At 42.9% G+C, this 17,613-nt stretch carries 16 protein-coding genes; 8 read left to right on the top strand and 8 right to left on the bottom strand.

The features are described 5' to 3' along the window. The first annotated feature begins 34 nt into the window (after positions 1 to 34). From nhaC to frr, 4 genes are all read left to right on the top strand, one after another. On the top strand, positions 35 to 1,459 hold the full coding sequence (gene nhaC / locus BN8908_RS15395; protein WP_068691519.1) for a Na+/H+ antiporter NhaC: 1,425 nt from the start codon (positions 35 to 37) through the stop codon (positions 1,457 to 1,459). 152 nt (positions 1,460 to 1,611) lie between these two features. Next, positions 1,612 to 1,974, top strand: coding sequence for a BlaI/MecI/CopY family transcriptional regulator (locus BN8908_RS15390; protein WP_021987891.1), 363 nt, complete (start codon positions 1,612 to 1,614; stop codon positions 1,972 to 1,974). A 6-nt stretch (positions 1,975 to 1,980) separates the two neighbouring features. After that, the gene (locus BN8908_RS15385) at positions 1,981 to 3,606 is read left to right on the top strand and encodes a M56 family metallopeptidase (protein WP_021987890.1); all 1,626 of its coding nucleotides are present in this window, start codon (positions 1,981 to 1,983) and stop codon (positions 3,604 to 3,606) included. 309 nt (positions 3,607 to 3,915) lie between these two features. Continuing rightward, positions 3,916 to 4,479: a ribosome recycling factor gene (gene frr, locus BN8908_RS15380; protein WP_021987889.1), complete on the top strand. Its 564-nt coding sequence runs from the start codon at positions 3,916 to 3,918 to the stop codon at positions 4,477 to 4,479. A gap of 24 nt (positions 4,480 to 4,503) precedes the next feature. On the opposite strand, the gene kdsB is transcribed toward frr, so the two are convergent. The 6 genes from kdsB to BN8908_RS15350 all read right to left on the bottom strand — a co-directional run bounded on the left by kdsB (position 4,504) and on the right by BN8908_RS15350 (position 7,989). Next, positions 4,504 to 5,247, bottom strand: coding sequence for a 3-deoxy-manno-octulosonate cytidylyltransferase (kdsB, locus tag BN8908_RS15375; protein ID WP_068691517.1), 744 nt, complete (start codon positions 5,245 to 5,247; stop codon positions 4,504 to 4,506). A gap of 7 nt (positions 5,248 to 5,254) precedes the next feature. Next, complete coding sequence (locus tag BN8908_RS15370; protein ID WP_021987887.1) at positions 5,255 to 5,623, bottom strand: bactofilin family protein; 369 nt, start codon at positions 5,621 to 5,623, stop codon at positions 5,255 to 5,257. 4 nt (positions 5,624 to 5,627) lie between these two features. After that, the gene (locus BN8908_RS15365) at positions 5,628 to 5,981 is read right to left on the bottom strand and encodes a bactofilin family protein (protein ID WP_021987886.1); all 354 of its coding nucleotides are present in this window, start codon (positions 5,979 to 5,981) and stop codon (positions 5,628 to 5,630) included. Between the two features lie 113 nt (positions 5,982 to 6,094). Beyond that, entirely contained in the window at positions 6,095 to 7,093 is a 999-nt protein-coding gene (locus tag BN8908_RS15360; protein ID WP_021987885.1) for a beta-ketoacyl-ACP synthase III, read from the bottom strand. Between the two features lie 182 nt (positions 7,094 to 7,275). Beyond that, positions 7,276 to 7,461: a 50S ribosomal protein L32 gene (gene rpmF / locus BN8908_RS15355; protein ID WP_021987884.1), complete on the bottom strand. Its 186-nt coding sequence runs from the start codon at positions 7,459 to 7,461 to the stop codon at positions 7,276 to 7,278. A 15-nt stretch (positions 7,462 to 7,476) separates the two neighbouring features. Beyond that, positions 7,477 to 7,989, bottom strand: coding sequence for a YceD family protein (locus tag BN8908_RS15350; RefSeq protein ID WP_068692365.1), 513 nt, complete (start codon positions 7,987 to 7,989; stop codon positions 7,477 to 7,479). 565 nt (positions 7,990 to 8,554) lie between these two features. Here BN8908_RS15350 and rplM point away from each other — a divergent pair. From rplM to tsf, 4 genes are all read left to right on the top strand, one after another. Further along, positions 8,555 to 9,010, top strand: a complete 456-nt coding sequence (gene rplM / locus BN8908_RS15345) for a 50S ribosomal protein L13 (RefSeq protein WP_021987882.1) — start codon at positions 8,555 to 8,557, stop codon at positions 9,008 to 9,010. Between the two features lie 6 nt (positions 9,011 to 9,016). Then, positions 9,017 to 9,403, top strand: a complete 387-nt coding sequence (gene rpsI, locus BN8908_RS15340; RefSeq protein WP_021987881.1) for a 30S ribosomal protein S9 — start codon at positions 9,017 to 9,019, stop codon at positions 9,401 to 9,403. Positions 9,404 to 9,495: 92 nt separating this feature from the next. Further along, positions 9,496 to 10,311: a 30S ribosomal protein S2 gene (gene rpsB, locus BN8908_RS15335; protein WP_068691515.1), complete on the top strand. Its 816-nt coding sequence runs from the start codon at positions 9,496 to 9,498 to the stop codon at positions 10,309 to 10,311. 104 nt (positions 10,312 to 10,415) lie between these two features. Beyond that, the gene (tsf, locus tag BN8908_RS15330; protein ID WP_021987879.1) at positions 10,416 to 11,234 is read left to right on the top strand and encodes a translation elongation factor Ts; all 819 of its coding nucleotides are present in this window, start codon (positions 10,416 to 10,418) and stop codon (positions 11,232 to 11,234) included. A 45-nt stretch (positions 11,235 to 11,279) separates the two neighbouring features. On the opposite strand, the gene BN8908_RS15325 is transcribed toward tsf, so the two are convergent. Both BN8908_RS15325 and BN8908_RS15320 read right to left on the bottom strand, forming a co-directional pair. After that, positions 11,280 to 12,920: an ArnT family glycosyltransferase gene (locus tag BN8908_RS15325; protein WP_068691513.1), complete on the bottom strand. Its 1,641-nt coding sequence runs from the start codon at positions 12,918 to 12,920 to the stop codon at positions 11,280 to 11,282. A gap of 147 nt (positions 12,921 to 13,067) precedes the next feature. After that, positions 13,068 to 17,597 (bottom strand): PL29 family lyase N-terminal domain-containing protein, encoded by a 4,530-nt coding sequence (locus BN8908_RS15320; protein ID WP_068691511.1) that lies wholly within the window; start codon positions 17,595 to 17,597, stop codon positions 13,068 to 13,070. Positions 17,598 to 17,613: the final 16 nt, after the last annotated feature.

Here is a 17,613-nt window from a genome sequence, read left to right as displayed (position 1 = left end):
GGTACAATAATGTTATAATTTAATTTGTTTATCCATGACTGAAAGTAAAAGCCCTTCGTTTATACAATCCCTGCTTCCCGTGCTGATTTTGATCGTTCTGCTATTTCTTAATGTAAAATACTTTGAAGATCCGATCGGTGGAGCCAACCAAATTGCCTTGTTTATTGCAGCTATAATAGGAGGACTGATCGGATGGCACAATAAAGTGAAATGGGAAAACATGCAACGCAAAATCGTTCAGACCATTCATTCGGCTATGACATCTATTCTGATCCTGCTGCTGATCGGGGCATTAAGCGGCGCCTGGATGATCAGTGGAGTGATCCCGATGATGATATATTATGGCGTCGATATTATGCATCCTTCCTACTTTCTATTGGCAACAGTCATCCTATGCAGCATTGTTTCTCTGGCAACGGGAAGTTCCTGGTCTACGATTGCAACCGTCGGGGTCGCCATCATCGGTATCGGGAATGCTTTCGGGCTCAATCCGGGACTAGTTGCCGGAGCGATCATATCCGGCGCATATTTCGGAGACAAAATGTCTCCGCTTTCCGACACCACCAACCTGGCTCCGGCAATCGCCGGTACCGATCTGTTCACGCACATCCGCTATATGATCTACACGACCGGTCCTACTATGATTCTGACCCTCGTTATTTTTGCCGTCATCGGCCTCTTTCATTGGAGCGACAACACAACCGTCAGCACAGAATTTATTAAGGAAGGAATAGCTCAAACCTTCCACATTTCGCCTTTCCTGCTCATTGTTCCCCTGGCTTTAATCATCATCATCATCAAAAAAGTACCCCCCATTCCGGCAATGATCTGTGGAACGACATTCGGCATACTCTTTGCCCTTCTGTTTCAAGGCGAACTACTGAACCAACTGATCACGGCGGAAGGATTAGAAAACAAATATCAACTATTGACCCAATCGGTATTTCAGGGAGTCTCGTTAACGACAGGAGTTACCGAAGTGGACAACCTCCTGACGACAAACGGGATGGCAGGCATGCTGAACACCGTATGGCTGATTATGGCAGCCCTTACATTCGGAGGAGTTATGGAAGCCTGCGGTTTTTTGAAAAAAGTAACCCAAACCTTCCTTCTATTCATTACCAACCAAACTTCACTGGTCGGTACAACTATCGGCACGTGCATATTTTTCAATATCACGGCCTGTGACCAATATCTGGCTATTGTCATTCCCGGAAAAATGCTTCAAAAATCTTATCAGGAAAAAAAGCTGAAACCCGAAGTACTCAGCCGGGCCCTCGAAGATTCGGCTACCATGACTTCGGTGCTCGTTCCCTGGAATAGTTGCGGAGCAACACACTCCAAAGTATTGGGAGTCGCCACGCTGGAATACCTCCCTTTCTGTTTTTTCAACCTGATTTCTCCGCTCATGAATATCTTTATCACCGCTATCAATTATAAAATCCGGAAATTAAAATAAAAAACGTCAGTAAAGATTAACGTCAGTAAAGATTAACATCCCTAATACCGGGACGAAAAGTGGAAAATAGAGCCTGGAAATAAAAAAAACTAAGGAATTAGTTTTGTAACTAAAAAATTAGTTATATATTTGTCCTATAAATAAGGGAGAAAATGAAAGAACTGACAAAAGCTGAAGAACAAATCATGCAAGTGCTATGGGAACTGAACCGGGCATTCGTAAAAGAAATTGTAGACAAGCTACCGGAACCCAAACCGGCTTATAACACGGTTTCAACAATCGTGCGCATATTACAGGACAAAGGGTTCGTAAGTCACGAAAGTTTTGGCAAAAGCCATTGTTACTATCCTTTAATGGATAAAGAAACATATACCCGTAAATTTCTCCGGCATTTTATTGGCAATTATTTCAATAATTCATTTCCGCAAATGGTATCTTTTTTTGCCCGCCAGGAAAAAATCGACATTCGGGAACTGGAAGAAATTCTCAAACAACTGAAAGCCAACCAAAACTAAAACGATATGTTATTTTTGACCTACATATTGAAATCCGCAACCATTTTAGGAATAATGCTTTTGTATTATCAAATGGTATTGAAAAAACAAACTTTTTTCAACCTCAACCGGATTTATTTGTTGGGATCAGTCATTTTTGCGGTTTGCATACCCTTTATACAAATTACTTTAACGGTGAACGAAAACGTTTCCCCACTTCCGGTATTACCGGCAAACTTCTTACAGGAAATCGAAACCGCCTCCCAACCGGAGCATATCCAGGCCCATGGAAATAGTCTTTACGACTATCTAAAATACATCTATTGGGCGGGCGTATTTTTATTCGGTTTACATTATCTGTCTTTTTGGAATAAATTATTCTGGTTAAGCCACGAACACCCGCATAAAAAATTCAGAGGCTTGTATTTTATATTATTACAAAACAAAAACCATTCAACCTTCTCGGTATTCAACCGTCTTTATATAAACACCCAAGGACTTGACAAAGAAAACAAACACAAGATATTCGAACACGAAAAGATTCATATCCGGCAATTACACAGTCTGGACCTTCATCTTCTCAGTATCCTTTGTATTTTCAATTGGTTCAATCCTCTCATCTGGATATTCAAAAAGGCTATAGTCCAAAACCATGAATATATAGCAGATCGGCAAGTTGTCAGGAGATTTCAAACCGGTAGTTATCTTCGGCTGCTCGTCAATCAGACACTGAAAGGAGACCTTTCTTTCAGCAATGGTTTTTCATGTTCAAATCTTAAAAAACGTATGATTATGATGACACAAAAACAAACACCCAGGTATAGGATATGGTATTACATTCCTGCTTTTATTCTTAGCGGAGTATTATTCCTATCTTTCAGTTGCATCGTTACCGGTAAACCGGCAATTGCCAAACCGGCAGAATTTTTTTCCGAAACAATTAAAACTCTGGCTGTCCAATCCCAGGATACGGCAAAATCAGAAGTTTTCCAAGTGGTAGAAGAGATGCCTCAATTCAGCGAAGGCAGCCCCACAGCATGGATAAACAAACATATTAAATACCCGGTCGAAGCTATCGAAAAAGGTATCGGTGGTAAAGTTTATGTCAGCTTTATTATCACCAAAACCGGAAAAATCAGGGATGCGAAAATAGCCAAAGGTGCTAATCCGCTATTGGATGCAGAAGCGCTTCGGGTAATCAGATCTATGCCAGCGTGGACTCCCGGAAAGCAAAAAGGACAAGCGGTAGATGTCCAGTATACATTACCTATCAATTTTGGAATAAGCAAACCGGCAGCACCCAAGCAGCAAACGGATACACCGGCTCCGAAAGCGGATGACATTTTTCAGGTAGTAGAAACAATGCCCCGGTTTAACGGCAATCAAAAAGCATGGTTGCAGGAAAACCTCCGGATTCCGGCAGGAGTAGATGTAAAAGCGCCAGTCAGAACTTACGTGCAATACGTTATTTTTGAAGACGGAACAATCCACAATGCAAAAATTTCCAAAAGCAGCGGCAATACGGCTCTTGATAACGAAGCTTTACGGGTCATCAACGCCATGCCGGCATGGACACCCGGAAAACAAAGGGGACAAGCTGTAAAAGTAGCTTATACGCTTCCAATCGTATTCGAGCCGACAACAGCAAAATAAGTCAACATATAAATTGCAGATTTTTGATTTACGAATTTTTAATTATACGCACAAATCAATCCCATCTTTGGGGGAAAATCAAAAATTAATGCAGGTTCAGGTATTTTTATCCGAATAATATAATACCGTATAATTATCCACAGCACTTACGATTGCAAAGTGCTGTGGATTTTTTAAATCCTGAAAAATTTTTCTACCTTTGTTTTATCCGATATTCGATACTGTTTTATTTAACTGTTACAGATGTAATTTATTTAAAGGCAGTGACAATATAGAGGAGGTCCGTTTAAATCATTCAAAAAATAAAATATGAACGAGGAAGTAAAATTATTTATGGACGATGCTAAAGAGCAAATGCAAAATGCCCTGACCCATCTCGAAAATGAACTGGCAAAAATCAGAGCCGGGAGAGCCAATCCTAAAATTTTAAACGATGTACTGGTAGATTACTACGGTACACCGACCCCGTTATCTCAGGTGGCCAATATCACAGCTCCCGATCCCCGTACAATTGCAGTACAGCCGTGGGAAAAAAATATGCTGGCCCCCATTCAAAAAGCAATCATGAACGCCAACTTAGGTTTCAATCCGGACAACAACGGAGAAATCATCCGCATTAACGTACCGCCTTTGACAGAAGAACGCAGAAAAGAATTGGTGAAACAAGCAAAAGGCATAGGAGAAACAGCAAAGATCAGTATCCGGAATGCACGCCGCGATGCAATCGATGAATTCAAAAAACTGGTCAAGGAAGGCCTGCCGGAAGATGTAGCCAAAGATGCCGAAACCGAAGCTCAGAAAATGACAGATACCTTCAGCAAAAAAATAGAAGACATGCTGATCGCCAAAGAAAAAGATATTATGACGATATAAGAAAAGCCGCATTTGCGGCTTTCTTTATATCAATGCATTGGCTCTTTCCAAATCCTCGGGCGTATCGATACCGATAGATTCGTGATCGGTGATACGAACAGCTATTTGATAGCCGTTTTCCAACCACCTCAATTGCTCCAACGACTCTGCTTTTTCCAAGCTGCCTTGAGACAAGGCCGTGATCTCTTTCAGTACTTCCGGACGATAAGCATACATCCCGATATGTTTATAAAAAGCCGCTGTTTTTATCCATTCTTCCTGATCGACACCTCTGCAAAAAGGCATCGGAGAACGGGAAAAATAAAGAGCTTGTCCCAAAGCGGAAAAAACCACTTTTACTTTATTCGGATCAAAAACATCCGCATTACACTCGAACCTTTTAGCCAAAGTTGCAATTTGAACCGCCGGATTTTCAAAACAGGCAGCCAAAGCACGAATCTGTTCCGGAATTATAAAAGGCTCGTCCCCCTGAATATTCACGACGACATCGTATTCTTCCTGCCGTAAAGCCATCACATTACAATAAGCCTCATAACACCTGTCCGTACCGCTGCAATGTGTCGCAGCCGTCATGACGGCTTTTCCTCCGAATGCCACGACCCGGTCATAAATCCGCCGATCATCCGTAGCCACATAAACACAATCGGAAACAGCTACGGCCTTTTCCACCACATGCTGTATCACCGGTTTTCCGCCGATTTCCGCTAACGGCTTGCCGGGGAAACGGGTAGAAGCATAACGCGCCGGAATAAGAATCAATACTCGCATCCGGAACCTATTTAATGACTTCCTTTGTTTCCTTCGGTTCCTTCTTGATCATCTGGCAATTTCCATTGAAGAATACCCCCTGATCTATCGACAACACCGAAGACACGATATTTCCGATCACCTTGGCCGGAGCTTTTAAAGAAACCGTATTACTGGCTGTTATATTGCCGAGTATCACTCCCATCACATCGACATTTACACAGTCGATATCCCCTTCAATCTTGGCCGTATTTCCGACAACAAGCCGTCCTGAAGTGACAATCTTACCTTTGATGATGCCATCTATCCGGATATCATTCTTTGTTTTTATATCTCCGACAATAACAGTTCCTTCACACAACAAATTGACAGCATTACTATTCGTTTCTTTGCCCATACGCTTATTTATTTATTTTATCTTGCAATCTTAATCCTTTCTCTATCACTGACGATGTATACAACTTCAGACAGGAGGTAATCAGATGCCCCTTTATTACGGCATGTTCTTCTAAAAAAGCTTTATGTACAACCTCCACATTTCCTTTTATCACACCGCTGATATATAAATTATCACAATACACATCTCCGTCAACTTCTGCACCCTCCGCAAGTATCAAATCCGATTTACAATGGATATCGCCCGATACCCGTCCCTCCAGATAAATACTGTTCTCCGAGCGGATATTCCCATTTACCACAGTATCTTTCAATACCCGTGACCCTTTATTATTTACATCCCAATTATAAGACTCCATATTCACATGTAAAATCAAAGACGAATATAGATAAAAATGTTGGTCGAGCCAAATAAAAAACTGGTGACATCCTTCCGGATATCACCAGTTTTCCCCTTGGAATCACATTCCTACTATTTCGTATCGTATGCCCATTTTAAATAAACAGATCCCCATGTAAAACCGGCTCCAAAAGCCGAAAGAATCAGATTATCTCCTTTGTGCAATTGTTTTTCCCATTCATAAAGGCAAAGCGGAATTGTCGCAGAAGTGGTATTCCCGTACCTTTGAATATTGATCATCACTTTAGAGGGATCGAGTCCCATCCGATGACCTGTCGCATCGATAATTCGCAGATTAGCCTGGTGAGGCACCAACCAAGCGACATCTTCTGCCTTCAGATTATTTCTTTCCATAATCTCAACGGATACGTCCGCCATCTTGGATACCGCATGTTTAAATACATATTGCCCATCCTGAATGATATAATGTTCGCGGTTCGTTACTGTCTCTAATGAAGGCGGATTTAAAGAGCCGCCGGATTTCATATATAAATGAGACCGTCCACTTCCGTCAGAACGTAAAATATGATCGATCACACCCAAATTCTCCGTCGTCGGTTCAAGCAAAACAGCGGCAGATGCATCCCCAAACAACGGACAGGTTTTCCGATCCGTATAATCGGTAATAACAGACATTTTTTCTGCTCCGACAAAAACAACCTTTTTATAGCGACCGCTCTCCACATATTGTGTAGCCGTCACCAATCCGTATATAAATCCGGAACAACCGGCATTCAAATCAAATCCGAAAGCATTTCGGATTCCGACCATGTCTGCGATAATCTGGGCGTTAGCCGGAAAATGCATATCCGGAGTAACTGTCGCACAAATCAATAAATCCACCTCATCCGGACTTGTTCCTGTCTTTTTCAATAAATCTTCTACGGCCCGGGCTCCCAGATAAGCACTTCCTTTGTCTTTATCCTTCAGGATATGCCGTTCTTTGATACCGACTCTGGTCATAATCCATTCGTCAGTAGTATCTACCATCCGACTCAATTCCTCATTATTCAGAATATAATCGGGAATATAGGCTCCAACTCCTGTTATTATTGCTTTTGGTCTTTCCATAACATGTATTTAATATACTTTGATTTATTTCTTCCCTGGCTTTTGTTCGAAAATTCCGGTCATCTGACAACAATTTCCGACATAAAAAGTCAGAAGTACACTAACGGGATTTAAATAAACAGGCATAGCCCCCTATACTATAGGAGGCTGTGTATGATAAGAACAATCCCGTATAGTATAAATCAGGCAACTACTGTTTTCTCAATAGCTAATTTTCCCCTGTAATATCCACATTCAGGACATACGGTATGATACTGTACAGCAGCACCACAATTAGAACACTTTGCAATTGCCTTCACGGTAAGTGCATCGTGAGTTCTTCTTTTATTCCTTCTCTGCTTAGAGATTTTGTGTTTAGGATGTGCCATTTCTCTTTACTTTATTTAGTTATTAATTAATTTTTTCAATTCATCCCATCTGGGATCCGTAGGTTTATCTTTTTCTTCCTTTAAATACTTACCCAACATTTCCTCCATCTCACCGTCACACTCACCGTCTTCATGCACAACCCGAATCGGATAATTCAACATATAGACCTCATACAAGCAAGTGCTCAAATCCAGGAAGTCATCTTCCGGTGCCAAAACGATAAAATCGTCATCATTTCCGGACTCCCGCTCACTCTGTTTTACATACATCTCCATTTCTCCCTCCACCTTCAAATCCAATTCTCCCAGACAACGATCGCATGCCGATTTTACAGAGCCGTCAATTTTTATTCTTACTTCCATAAGTAACGAACTCTTCAAAATCTCGACCCTGGCATTCACAGCACCCTGGGTTCCTTTTGTCGCATCAAAACAATTAAAAAAATTGTCATCCAAAACAAAATCGAACACGTGACGTCCCTCTCCCAAACCCCGGTGAGCTATTTTATATTCTGCCAGTCTGTCCACAATTCTAGAAGTAAAACGGCGCAAAGATAGAACAAAAAGTAAAAAGTAAAAAACAAACAATGAAAAAAATGATTAATGCCAGACGATTTACCTCCGTTTCCTTTAGCAACTTAAATCCGCAGAACAACAACAGAGCTTATTTCCGGCCAAGTTCCGGATTCAAAAAACTGACGTTTTAATTTTAGATTTCAGATTGACGATTTTCGATTATACCCACAGTCCTTCCTTGCAAAATGAAGAATCGTAAATCAAAAATAAACGGATGATTTATCACCGGGCGGCATCCGGAAGGCAATGAACCGCCCGGTTCCCGGAAGCATCGGCTACGATTCTTAAGAACCAAATCCTTTGATTATAAGAATATTTTATATACCTTTGTCCCTCATTTTGAAGTGGTCTGTGCTTTAAACTGTAAGGCTGAACCTTAGCCATTTACCTTACAGGCACATTCTGGGATAAAGGATTTATCAGTCTGCCCGGCTGTCGCGTTTCCCTTAATCCAAAGAACTGCAAGCACTTATCTTTTCAAAATACAAACAGATGTTTAATATTAAATTAAAAACAAGTGGATCAAATTAGTTACAAAACGACTTACGTCAACAAAGCCACGGTAAAAAAAGAATGGCTCTTGATTGACGCAGAAAACGAAGTTTTGGGACGTCTTGCCGCTAAAGTTGCGAAACTCCTGAGAGGCAAATACAAACCGTCCTACACTCCTCACGTAGACTGCGGTGATAACATCGTTATCATCAATGCCGAAAAAATCGTGTTAACCGGAAATAAGTTAACCGAAAAACAGTATACCCGTCACACCGGTTATCCGGGTGGACAGAGACACACCAATCCGGCCGCCGTATTAGCGACACATCCGGAAAGAGTTATCGAACATGCTGTTAAAGGAATGCTTCCCAAAAGCCGTCTTGGAAGAGCCGTGCTGAAAAACCTTTTTGTATATGCCGGTTCAGAGCACAAACAAGAGGCTCAACAACCGAAAAAAATCGATTTAAATTTATTTAAATAATAAGGTATGGAAGTAATTAACGCTATCGGTAGAAGAAAAGCAGCAGTAGCTCGCGTTTATGTAAACGAAGGAAAAGGTAATATCACGATCAATAAAAAGAATCTGGAAGAATACTTCACATTACCGACACTTCAGTATGTTGTAAAACAACCTCTTGAATTATTAGGCGTAACCGGTCAGTACGATATCCGGGTAAACCTTGACGGAGGTGGTTTCAAAGGGCAGGCAGAAGCATTACGCTTAGGTATTGCCAGAGCCTTGGTAGAAATTAATGCAGAGAACAAACCTCAGTTGAAAGCCGCCGGCTTCCTGACCCGTGACCCACGTGAAGTTGAACGTAAAAAACCGGGTCAACCGAAAGCTCGTAAGAGATTCCAGTTCTCTAAACGTTAATAGCAGTTTAGTATCTAAATTGACGGGACTTCTGATCAGGACTACCCGACAATTGCTTAAATTAAGAATGTAAACTTTTAGAAAAATTATTTATGTCTGTAAATTTTGACGAATTATTAAATGCAGGTTGTCACTTCGGACACCTCACCCGTAAATGGAATCCTAAAATGGCTCCGTATATTTTCATGGAGCGTAATGATATCCACATCATCGACCTGAACAAAACAGCTATCCAGTTAGACAAAGCTACTGCAGCTTTAAAACAGATCGCTAAATCAGGACGGAAAATTCTGTTTGTTGCAACAAAGAAACAGGCTAAGGACATTGTTGCAGAAAAAATTTCTAATATCAATATGCCGTATGTAACGGAAAGATGGCCGGGCGGTATGCTTACCAACTTCCCGACAATCCGTAAGGCTGTTAAAAAAATGACTACCATCGATAAGATGGAAAAAGACGGTACATTCGATCACCTTTCTAAGAGAGAAAAACTCCAGATTGCCCGCCAACGTGCAAAACTGGACAAGAACTTAGGAAGTATCGCTGATTTGACCCGTCTTCCTGCAGCCCTTTTCATTGTTGATGTTATGAAAGAATACATCGCAGTAAAAGAAGCCCGGGCATTGGGAATTCCGGTGTTTGCTATGGTTGATACCAACTCTGATCCGGACACGGTAGATTTCGTTATTCCGTGCAACGACGATGCATCTACTTCTATCTCTTTGATTATGGACACGGTTTGTGACGCTATCAAAGAAGGCTTGAACGAAAGAAAAGCTGAAAAAGATAAAGAAGGAGACAAAAAGCCTGTCGGCAAAAAAGCTGAAAAGGTAAACGCTGAAGCAGGAGCCGAAGAAACCGTTGAAGTAGAAGAGGTTGAAGAAACCCAAGAAGCAACAGAAGAATAAATCGATTTCAGATTTACGATTTCAGATTTACGATTATAATACTCTGAGTAAAACAATCTGAATCCGGAATCGTAAATCGTAAATCTTAAATCAAAAATCAAGTTATGGAAATAAAAGCAGCTGAAGTAATGAAGTTGCGTCATGCAACGAATGCAGGGATGATGGACTGTAAAAATGCGCTTATCGAAGCCGAAGGAGACTTTGATAAAGCAGTAGACATTATCCGTAAAAAAGGTCTTGTAGTTGCCAGCAAACGTGCCGACAGAGAAGCCAAAGAAGGCTGTGTATTGGCTGTTGCCGAAGGCAAAAAAGGCGTTATGGTTAGCTTGAATTGCGAAACCGACTTCGTAGCTAAAAACGAAAACTTTATCAACTTCACCCGTCAAATCCTCGACTGTGCATTAGCAAATATGCCGGCTGATAAAGAAGCTCTGCTGGCTTTGAATATCGAAGGTCGTTCTATCGCTGATCAGATTGCAGAACAGACCGGTGTTATCGGTGAAAAACTGGAGTTGGCATACTACGGCAAAGTAGAAGCTGAAGCTACAGTCGCTTATATCCACCCGGGTAATAAACTGGCCACGGTCATCGGATTCAATAAAGAAGCCGACAACCAGGTCAAGAGAGATGTTGCTATGCAAGCAGCAGCTATGGCTCCGGTATCAATCGATAAAGACGATGTTCCGGCAGATATCGTAGCTCACGAGTTGGAAATCGGTAAAGAAAAAGCCCGCGAAGAAGGTAAACCTGAAAACATGCTTGAGAAAATTGCTCAAGGACGTTTGAACAAATTCTTCCAGGAAGCAACTTTATTGAACCAGGCATTCGTAAAAGAACCGAAAGAAACAGTTAAAACTTACATACAAAGTCATGATAAGGATTTAACCGTTACCTCTTTCATCAGATTTACACTGAATGACTAAAAATAAAAGCGCCTTTCGGGGCGCTTTTTTTACAATCAGACCAACTTATCTCTCTTTCTCTTTTACCAATGTCACGTATTTGATAAAAATATCGGAATACCAGCGGGAACCTTTAGGACGATGATTATCATCATATACATCTATCAACTCCAATTCCACTTTATCCAGAACACTTTCCGGTAATGTCTCCTCCGCATTCCGGGTGGAAACCAATACAAAAGGCAATCCAGCGGGTAAAGAATCTTTCTGCATATCCCAGGGCAATATTCTGCGCCCGGCCTCATACACCAATTCAATACGCAAATTTTCCCCTTCGGGATAATAAAACGGGACCCCTGACAATTTTTCTATTTTCCGGACACCGTGTATGCTTTTCCATTCCACATTATTGAATAAATTAGCCACAGAGGGCATCAGGAATATCTCAACAATAAAAAACAGGAATACCACGCCCCAAAGCATTAAATAAGGCCGGATTCTGACAATAGAACGAACCAGCAACCAGAATACAAGCAAAAATAAACAGGCAATAAAAATAAAACGCCCCAATCCCATCTTATCTTCTGCATAGAAAAGTACATACACAGCCACCGGTAAAACCAATCCCACCAAAGCAATTACCCCGGCATTGATACGGAATATAATTTTATCCGGATTCAGCAAACCTTTTCTACGGATCTGATGTGACCAATAAACAAACAAATGAGCGACAACCAAAGCTGCCGGAATCAGTATCGGCAATAAATAACGCGTTTTTTTCTCCGGAAGCAGAGACAACAGGATCAGGACGGCAAAAGTCCAGGCTACAGTCAGCAAATATTCCTTTTTTAAAGTCACCCTCTTTTTCCAGTAAGGCCAGATCAAAGCTGTAATCAGAAATAGCGACCAGATACCTGACTCCAGGAAAAATTTCCAATAATAATACCAGGGCCGGACATTATGTGACAACCAGGCCGTAGATTCCTTATCAGCCGCAAAAAGTGCCATATCCCGATGATACAAAAGAAGGTATACGGGCCACCAGCAACTGATAGCCAGGCAAATCAACACCATGACCAGCAAAGGAAAACCTTTCTTTTTAAACGACGGCCGGTAAAGGATAAAATAAGACAACAGGAAAGGCAACAATAAAGCATAAAAGGATACAGGACCTTTCCCTAAAAAAGAGAGGCCCATCAAGACCCCGGCCATACCGAAATTCTTCCACTGCCGGCCCTCCTGTTCAAAAGCTTTATAAAAGAAATAAATGGCCCCGAGCATAAAACTGTGGCAATAAATATCCCAGGTCGCCGTTCGTCCCATCAATATAATATTGAAGGAAGTACACAACACCAGGGCCGCAACCAAACCGTAACGCCGGTTATTCGTCAGTCTGGAGGCAAAAGCATATAAAAAAAACACCAGCAATGTCGCTGCAATCCCGGCAACAGCCCTTTGCAGGGAAAGATTATCCGGAGATATCAACTCAACTCCGGCCGCCAGCCAGGTGGGGAGAGGCGGTTTTTCCAAGCGAAGCACACCATTCATTGTCGGCACCAGCCAATTGTCGTACTCAACCATTTCATGGGCCGTAATCAGGTTACGGGACTCCATTATATCCGGATAAACTACCTTATTATGAATAAAAAAGGTAAAAAAGCAGACAATCCCTAACAATAAAAAATGGAAATTCTTTTTGTCATACATAGCCGAAAAATTAGAATTTATCACCAATCATCAGACAAATGTAATATTTTAATTGTAGGATTTAAATTTTAGATTTTAGATTTATAGACCGAATAAGTGATCACGTATCCGCTTGAGACAGCATCCAAAATCGTAAATACATAAAAATCAATAAGGCGAACTGTATCCGTCTTTAACACATCTTACACTTCGGGGGGTTTCCAAATTAACATATTCTGAACTCAAACTGGAAGCATTGATATGCCAAATCGATGCCGTACCGTCATTTGCCGGAGAACCGGACCACCATCCACCTCCCACAGAAGCCGATCCGAACGCGGAAACATCGAAATTACCGTTCAGATTACTCCAGTCCTCGTTTGTAGGAATACGCCATCCCTGGGGACATATATTCGTCAATTCATTGTAAGTATACCCGTTTGCTTTCGTATATTTCAGATCTTCCGTCATCCACAACTTATCACCGAAACGATAAATCGTATACGTACGCTCATCCCGGGTGTCAACAAACGGATCACCCACACCCCAAGTCGTCTCTACCGTCAGAGAAGAAGTCCACACCCGTCCTTTTTGATCTGTCAATAACAGCACAACTTTATTATGATCCCATGCCCCGGGCGCTTGAATCGTCAACGTACCGGAACCAACGGCTTCGTCATAATACTGCAATACCTTCCAATTACCACCGACAATTGTCGTCAATGATAAATTCTTAGCATAGGAACCACTAACCGAAAAATTGACATTTTCACTGGAATTCTTCCGTACGGAAAGTGTACCGCTGACATTAAACGCAATAGTTATCTCTATGTATTTGGCTACTTTGAAAGTAGTGCCGTCAGCCATGCTAAACAGGACATATTCGTCAGAAGATACGGCATCCACGCTTTCAATCAGAGAATCCCCTTTATCGCCCTTTTCTCCGCTCACCTTATACCACAATGTCCCTCCATCGACAGACAAATAATACGCAGACATAACAATCGCATTCCCCGCAGCATCTTGAGTTACCGTTACCGGTAATGTCGCACCGGCAGCAACCTGAGGCGTCGGAGCATCTTTTCCGGATACCGGAACATAACTACCGTCCGGAGTTGTCATAAACGCATCGTTCACCGTCCAATATAAGGTTTCATCTCCAGGTGTCGCGGGGTCTTTTTTCATTCCGATCACCGGAGAACTGCCTTCCGGGCCTTCCGCTCCGGGATCGCCTTTTTGCCCGTCCACTCCGTTATAAATCTTGTACGAAGGAGATATTTCCTGTCCGGCAATATCCATCAGCTTAATCTCCCAGCCGGTTTTTCCCCCCTCAGCAACCGGATCCAAAACGTCGATGCTCTTGATATATTTCGTTTTATCCAATACGTTTTTTAAAGCTTCAAAATTAGTATTCAAAGCGTCCAGTTTATCTTTGATCTCCGTTACCCATTTTTTCGTCGGCACATCCACGACAGTACCATCCGTAAACGTAAAACGGATCCAATATTCATCGGGTTTTACCAACTCTGCCGTAAAACCGGCATCGGCAGGGTCTCCCGGTTTACCATCCTCACCCGGCGTACCCTTCTCACCGGATACCCGTACCCATGCAATACCTCCATCCACCGACAGATAAACCGCCGCAATATCGATGGTATTTCCGGAAGCGTCTTGAGTAATGTGCAAATCATTCTGCAACTCTTGTCCGCTCTTCAATTGCGGCAGAGGCGCATCCTTACCGTCCTGTCCCGGATCTCCCGGAGTCCCGCTGTCGCCTTTATCCCCCTTGGCCGGGAAACGGTTCCCCCCTTCATCCATGATATATTCCCCATCCTTCGTCCAATAATAACCGCCGTCCGCCGGATCCTGCTTTATGGAAATTACCGGAGTTGCAGCATTTTGCCCATTGTAAATCTTTATCGTTTCACGAACACCGTTTTTCGTATAAATCAATTCATAACCGCTTTTTCCATCCTCATCGAAAGGAGTTACAGAGGTTATGATAATCCCGTTATTGAGAATCTGATCGATAGCATCGATACGGTCATTCATATCCTGAATAGTCTGCTGAATCGTATTCATCCATTTTTGAGTCGGGACAACAACAGGATCCGCCACATTTTTCAACGTAAGGGTCAACCAATATCCGTCCGCCGATAAAGACACATTTTCAAAAAAGGAATCGCCGGTATTACCATCTTCTCCCGGTTTTCCGGGTTGACCTTCCGGACCGGACACTTTTGCCCATGTCACACCGTCATCGACAGAAAGGTAAAAGGCAAAACCGTCGATCGGATTGCCCTCCATATCGGTAGCGACAGACAACATACTCCCTAGTTTCAACTGCGGAGCCGGTGCACTCTGTCCGGGAACACCAGCCTCTCCCTGCTGACCGTTGACCGGAATCGGATTGCCGGATGCATCTTTCAAAAGCTCGCCGTTGACGACCCAATAATAATTTTTATCGTCACCCGTACCTGCCTGAACACTAATTGTCGGAGTCAATCCTGCCAATCCGTCTGCACCGTCCCGGATGATAATCGTCCGGTCTCTTCCGCCGAATGTGCGGCATAACAATTCATAAACCTTCTTTCCGTTCTCCGTTTTTTCCGTTACACTCCTTATAATCATTCCCCCTTGTAAAAACTCTTTGACGGCGAGTACGTCCGCACTTAAACGAGTCAATTGCTCGGCCATATTATCGATATACAACTTCGTCGGGACAACAATATCCTCACTTCCGTCACCTAATTTAAACGTCACATAAAAACCGTCGGGATCTCTCACAACTTCTACAATCAGCCCACTTTGCCCCGGATCTCCCTGTTCCCCTTTATCCCCGGGGATACCCTGATCTCCGGTAAGCCTTACCCATTGAGAACCGCCGTCCACAGAAAGGTAATTAGCAGCCGGAATAATATTCTCTCCACCGATTGCCGTTGAAATGCCGGCATTTATCAGCTCCGTACCGGTTTTTATCTGCGGAGCTCCCAGTGCATCCTGCGCATTCGCTTTAATCGGCTGCCCGTTATACAATAAATCGACACCGTTGATCGTCCAGTAAAGATCGGACTGGTCCCCTCCATCTGCCGGGGTTGCGCTCCGTATACCAATCACCGTATTACCGAGCAATATTTCTGTACCGTCACTAAATGCAATTTTATATTGCTGCACATATCTGCCGTCCTCACTCCGTATTTCCGTTACTGCAGTTATATATTTGCGGTCCGCAACCTGATTCAGTAAATTCCACACATCCGTAAACTCCGTATTGATCTCATCAAACTTCGACTTTACCCAATCATACAAAGCGACCTTTATTTCTGTACCATCGCTCAATGTAAAAATCACCCAACCGTTCGTCGCATCTATCTCAGGCGCCTTTTTAAAAAAAGCATCTCCGGTATCTCCTTTATCTCCGCTATCGCCTTTCTCTCCCGAAACCCGGGCCCACGTCACTCCGTCCACAGACAAATACCACACCCCGGCAATAACAGGTTGCCCCTGAACATCCGCCGGCACCGACAATGCTTCCCCCAATTGCAACTGAGGCGTAATTGCACTCGCTTTTACAGGTTGTCCGTCAATCAATAACTTCTCTCCGTCGACTGTCCAATAATAATCATCGCCCTCTTTTACCACACGTATCTCCGGAGTAGCCCCGGCCGCTCCGGCAGGACCGGTAACCCCATCCTTACCGTTATAAACATCGGAATAAGTCGCATCATTATAACTGATCCGCCAGCCGATCTCCTTTCCCTCTGCATCTTTCAAAGGAGCAACGTCCGTAATGTATTTGGCATTCGTAATCCAGGTATTCAATGTGATAGCTAAATCATTTACCTGCTGCACCAAAGCTTCCGCCCAAGCCCAGCTCGGCACCCGGATCTCCTGACCGTTAGACAACAGAATAATCACCGTCATTCCATCCGCAGATAAGCTTATCGATTCGATCAGACAGCCGTCTCCTCCGGTATTTCCACCACTTCCTCCCGTATTCGCTCCATCTTTCCCCGATACACGTACCCATGTCTGACCTCCATCAACCGACAGATACCATGCAGTATTCACAATCGTTGCTCCGGTCTTATCCTGCAAAACAGCATTATCGATCAAATCGGCCCCTATCTTCAGAGCAGGCTCTGTCACAGAAGCCTTTATCGCCGTAACCTCCCCGTTAATAACCCAATATCCGTCAGCATTGATCTCGACAGTAGGTGTAGAGCCGGATGCTTTTATATTCGTCACAACCCCATCGATTACCCAATACCCATCGGCATTGATCGTAGGAGTTATACCGTCTTTTCCATTCATCCGGAGCGGATTTCCTGCTGCATCCATTAACTTCTCTCCATTCAAAGTCCAGTACCATTCTTCATTCTCCTGTACGACACTGATGACGGGAGTCTCCCCGTCTTTTCCATTATATACCCGGAAAGAGGTATTATCCGTAAAAACAATTTCCCAACCGGATGCCCCGGTCTCTGCATCCTCGAAAGGACGGGTCTCCTTAATCATCGAACCGTTGATCAAGGTCTGCAACAACTCAACCGTCTTATTGATCTGTTCACATCGCTCCTGCAACTCCAAAATCATCGCCTCTAATTTCGTCTGTTCGGAATATAAGCGATCGATATCTTCCTTATAGCATCCGGCAAAAAATAAAACCGACAACAATAACACACAAAGCTTCTTCATAACCTTCTCTTTTGAA

It is taken from the genome of Culturomica massiliensis (assembly GCF_900091655.1).
GTDB lineage: Bacteria > Bacteroidota > Bacteroidia > Bacteroidales > Marinifilaceae > Culturomica > Culturomica massiliensis.
The sequence above is the reverse complement of the archived record's forward strand: the minus strand, read 5'-3'. Positions and strand labels throughout refer to the sequence as shown.